This is a genomic window from Pseudonocardia sp. EV170527-09 (assembly GCF_008369905.1).
Taxonomy (GTDB): Bacteria; Actinomycetota; Actinomycetes; order Mycobacteriales; family Pseudonocardiaceae; genus Pseudonocardia.
Genome location: NZ_VRMC01000174.1, coordinates 1 through 4,472, shown reverse-complemented (window position 1 = coordinate 4,472; position 4,472 = coordinate 1). Strand labels below are relative to the sequence as shown.

At 58.9% G+C, this 4,472-nt stretch carries 2 protein-coding genes and 2 pseudogenes; all 4 read right to left on the bottom strand.

What is annotated here, in order from left to right; genetic code table 11:
• Window positions 1–272 (bottom strand): annotated as a pseudogene (locus tag FVA95_RS33325) (hypothetical protein); the annotation flags it as partial.
• Window positions 273–308: 36 nt separating this feature from the next.
• Window positions 309–719: pseudogene (locus FVA95_RS34120) on the bottom strand (ATP-binding cassette domain-containing protein); the annotation flags it as partial.
• 14 nt (window positions 720–733) lie between these two features.
• A complete protein-coding gene (locus tag FVA95_RS27620; protein ID WP_149666759.1) occupies window positions 734–2,077 on the bottom strand; it encodes a lanthionine synthetase LanC family protein in 1,344 nt (447 codons plus the stop codon).
• Window positions 2,070–4,472, bottom strand: a 2,403-nt coding sequence (locus FVA95_RS27615; protein WP_149666758.1) for a thiopeptide-type bacteriocin biosynthesis protein, incomplete at its 5' end; no start/stop codon positions are given. The genes FVA95_RS27620 and FVA95_RS27615, both read right to left, overlap by 8 nt.

Genomic DNA, 4,472 nt, shown 5'->3' with positions numbered 1-4,472 from the left:
CGCGTCTGATATCGTCGCTCGATTCCGCTGATTGCGGCGTGATCGAAGATCCCTTTTATGCGGATCCATCGCATGCTGTCTGTAGGTGTTCGCGCCTTGTGGTGGATTGTTTGGTTAGCCAGGTACAGTTGACCGGTCGACAGAGCGCGGTCGCGAACCAGATGAGTGGAGAGCAGTACTGTCCCACCTCTGAGTCGGTATTCCTCGAGCACGTAGTGAAGGTGTTCCGTACTGCTGTCGTCTAGATTTGCTGTTGGCTCGTCGAGCAGCACCAAAGCCGGGGAGCCAAGCAGACTACGGGCCACTCCGAGACGTCGCCGTTGGCCAAGAGACAACCTCATAAACGGGACGTCGGACACCTCGACTAAATTCAGTAGCTGCAAGACTCGGTCAGCCTCCGACCGGCACCGGCGGCCGAAGAGTCCACGCAGCGAGGAATAGTAGCGCAAGTTCTGGCGACAAGTTAGCCGATAGTAGAAGCTCCGCTCTGGGTACAGCGACACGCCAAGATTGCCGCGCGCCGCACTGGCCGCCGAAACGGTATTATGTCCAGCCACGGTAACTGATCCGGCTGTTGGTTCGAGTAGTCCGCATGCCAGCTTGAGCAGGGTAGTTTTCCCAGATCCGTTGGGCCCCGCCAGCGAGGTGATGCTAGCCGGAGTCAGATTCAGCGACACTCTGTCCAGTAGAGGGGTGGTTGTACCCGGAAACTGCAACATAACGTTATTAAAAGTCAACACAGTGAGCCTCCGGTGATGATTTTCTCGACAGAGGTGAGCCTAGTTCCCTCGGCCCAGGAGGCGAGTGCGACGCCCGCACCTCCAGAGCCAGTTAAAAATCCCGGAGAGTCAAGAGGCCACTGTTGTAGGTTGCGCAGCCCGAATACTAGGTCGGAATCGTACATTCCGAGCACGCGGCCTGCTAGATCCTGGGGAGTAAGAGCGGTGTCCGAGCCGATCCACAATCCGTTTTCGGTGAAATGGCGAGCAATCAGCAGTAGTCCGCCAACTCCGTGGCACAGTGACGGATTGTCGTCGTGTAGACTGAGCGGCGTCTGCGCGACTGAGTTTAATAACCGTTCTAGGCTAGCAGCAACATTGGCCTTGTCCGCTGCAACGGGCAGGTAGTCGCTGAAAGCGAGTACCGCTCCGATATTACCGTAACACCATCCGATTCGGGAGGAACGACCAGGACCTCCGCCAGACGATACCGGCACAGTAGGCTGCATGAAAGGCAACTCAGGACCGTGTTCGCATTCTATTACTGCGTTGACGATGGTCGTTGCGACACGCTCCGCGCCCTCGTGGACGACACTGCCACCCACATTGCGCTCAGCCGCACGAGCAAGCACCGACAGCACGCCGCACAATCCGTGTGCGTAGCCGAGATTAAGATACCCTCCGTGTAGGTCCGGTTGATGCTCACGTTCAAGAGGAGTAATCCGTGCCGGCGGAGTGCGGTATCCGTCGGTAGTTAAAGCCCATCGTGCCAAGCGATCCACGGCTGCGGAGAGGACTCCGGCGCTACGGTCCTCGATTCTGGGGATCTGAAGCAGCAAGCGTGTGGGCCCAGCGAGGCCACCGATGATGTCGTAGTCATCGGTTCCCAGCCCCGACCCCGGAACGGCGGCAAGATGCGTTTCAATTAGGTCGAGCATTAGATTGTCGACCTGTGTAACCGCGTTCCGGTACCGTTTTCCGGATCTACTGAGTGCCCGCAGCGCGTATGCCACGCAAGCGGCGCCGCCGAACAGCCCCATCACGGCGGTACCATGAGTCGCAACCCGGCTGGCGAGCGCGTCCGTAGCTCGGCTGATGTAGGGCAATGCAGCATGGTCCCAACCATCATGAGGCCGTAGCTCGTCGGCGGCAGCGAACACCAGTGCAACACCAAGGTCGCCGTGGTCTAGATCCAGTGGATCCCAGTACTGGCCTGGAATCCCAGTCAGCGGGTGCGGAACGCTGAGCATTCCTAGGTCAGGGTGCTCGCGAATGCGTGTCAGAATGTCCCAGCCCACCGCCGCCGCGTCACTTGGCTGGAAGATTTCTACCGCCCGACTATCAAGTCTCTCAGACATCTGTTGTTACCCTGTACTGGTTCGCACGGAGGATCGAGTCAAGCAGGAACAGGACACGGTACTCGTCACGACGGTCGAGCCCGAGCCTGTTGGCGAACATATGAACGAGACTCTGTCGGATCCGAACGCGGTATCCGACTCCCGGTATCTCCGCTAACATCTTCGCCACTCCACGACCAGGTTCGGCGAGCTGCCCGGCCAGCGCATCTGTCGCACGACTTCCGCCGGCGGAAACGTTCATCCGAACAGCAGATCTTGTAGATCGCCGGAGCACAGTATCGACATTCCTAAATTCTTCCCGATAACCCGCGCATGCATACTCCAGGACCTCCGCCACCTCTACCGAATTATCACAGATCACATGGAGATACGCTTTGATCAGTTCGGCGGCGTCGCGGTGTGCCGCCGACAACTCATCAAACTTTTCTTGCCCTCCTGCTGGAGTGAGCAACAACTCGGAGCGTGAGGCAAGAAATCCGGACTCGAAGCAAAACAGACTCTCTGCCGCACGGATCCCGTTTAGCCCGCCATATCTCTCAATCTCGCGCCGGTACGTGTTGATCGAGTAGTGAGAGACACGCTGCTGATCGAATAATTCAGTGAATAGCGTGGTCGCATCCGCCTCGTTAAGAAAATCGGATCGCAGCCGAATACGCAGGTGGTGGCCAACGGTGTCGTGGTAGCGCACATGGAACCACGATCCGTTCGGTAGGCGATGGACCAATCGCGCGAGTACGGAATTCTGGGACTCCCGAGATCCATAGAGACAGGCGTACCACCACTCTCGGCCAGGGGGAAGCACGCGCGCACGATGCAGGTCCACTGACCAGCGCGCGCGTTCCGGCGGGGGCGGCTGTTCCACAGCCTCATCGGCCGCAACTGAAACAACGACTTCGCCAACGTAACTGCGTCCGAATGCATCACGGACCCAACTAATTCTAGCCGGATCGGGAGCTTCTGAAAGCCAATAGACACCAGACGCCTGCTCTCGGCGGAGCAGATCTCGGTGGACACGATCACGAAGATCGAGGAGTAGACGATTATCTAGATTCCCGACATAAATATGATCGGGAACTCTCTTCTCGGAGATCCACCGCTGCAGAGCCCGGTCCTGTTCTAGCGGATCACCGATAAGGGTTGGCAGTCGCCACTGCGGCGCGACGAGCTCGACCTCGTCGAAAGTTACTCCGGGTAGGAAATCAAGAACCTCGTGCAGGTCTCCCCAGTGCCACATCGGGCGGATGACACCATCCGTAGCGACTTCTTCGAGAAAACGGACGAGATCTGTGGATACATCCGGCGCAACGAGGTTGCCAGCATAAATAGATAGGCGCTGCCCCGTAACGGAATGCACGAGGTAGAATCCTTCCGATCCAACCCCGACTAGAACGTCCTGTAATCGTAATGGCTCGGCGGTCGTATCGAAGTCGCCCGTAGTCAGCGCCATCCGCAGCGGCAACATCGATGGCACACGCGACACGTTGTTCACAGCAGCCCGGTTGCTTACATAGTCGATTTCGAAGAACTGGACTCCCGACCCCGAGACTGTTCGCTGGTGCGCCTCCGCACGGGCCATCTGCTCATGGCAGCGGGGATCGTGATGAGCGAATCGCCCGTGTGCACGCCCTGCCGGCATGCCGACCCCTACCGCGCCCAGGACCGCCTGGGCCGGGGCCTCAGCCGACGGGTTCTGCAGGTGCAGGAACACGTCGTACGACGCGGCCTGGCGGCCTGGCGCGATCGGCATCGTCCGGACGAGCTCCTCGGTGAGGGCCACGCGTGTTCGTCCGCCTTGGCGGGCCTGCTCTATTAGATTCGCCCGCAAGCGACGACCGGCACGCTGCACCTGTTCGGGAACATCCATGCGCGCACCTGCTAGCTGGTGCTGCGACGTCGGATACCCCGCTGGAAAGCCGACTCCGCGAACAGGATCCAGGACTTCATCCAACGGTACAAGCGTCTCTCCGAAATGATCCGCGAACCGTTCGGCGTGCGCCTGAATCTCTGGTTGCCAGGCCGCGACAGGAGTCGTGCGGATCAGCGCATGGAGTGCCTTCTCCGCCCAACGGACTACGTTGCTCGGCACATAACCACTGACGTCCAGTTGCAGGTCGACCTGTAACTCTTCCTGCGTCTTATTAGAATCAGCACGGAGCATCCGGTAGAGGTTCCTGATCTCGTCCTCGCCCTGACCTACTGCTGATCGAGCATACCGGTCGAGTGCTTTAGTGATATTCTCGATCCTCGTCGCGACCATCGGTTCGGAACGTAGCCGGGTGAGCGGATCGCGATCAAAGACAGATCCGTCCAACTCGGATACGATAAGTCCGGCATCACTCAACTCTCGCAGGAAGTCACGGAGAACTGTCGCGTCCACATCTGGAAACTCTGCAGC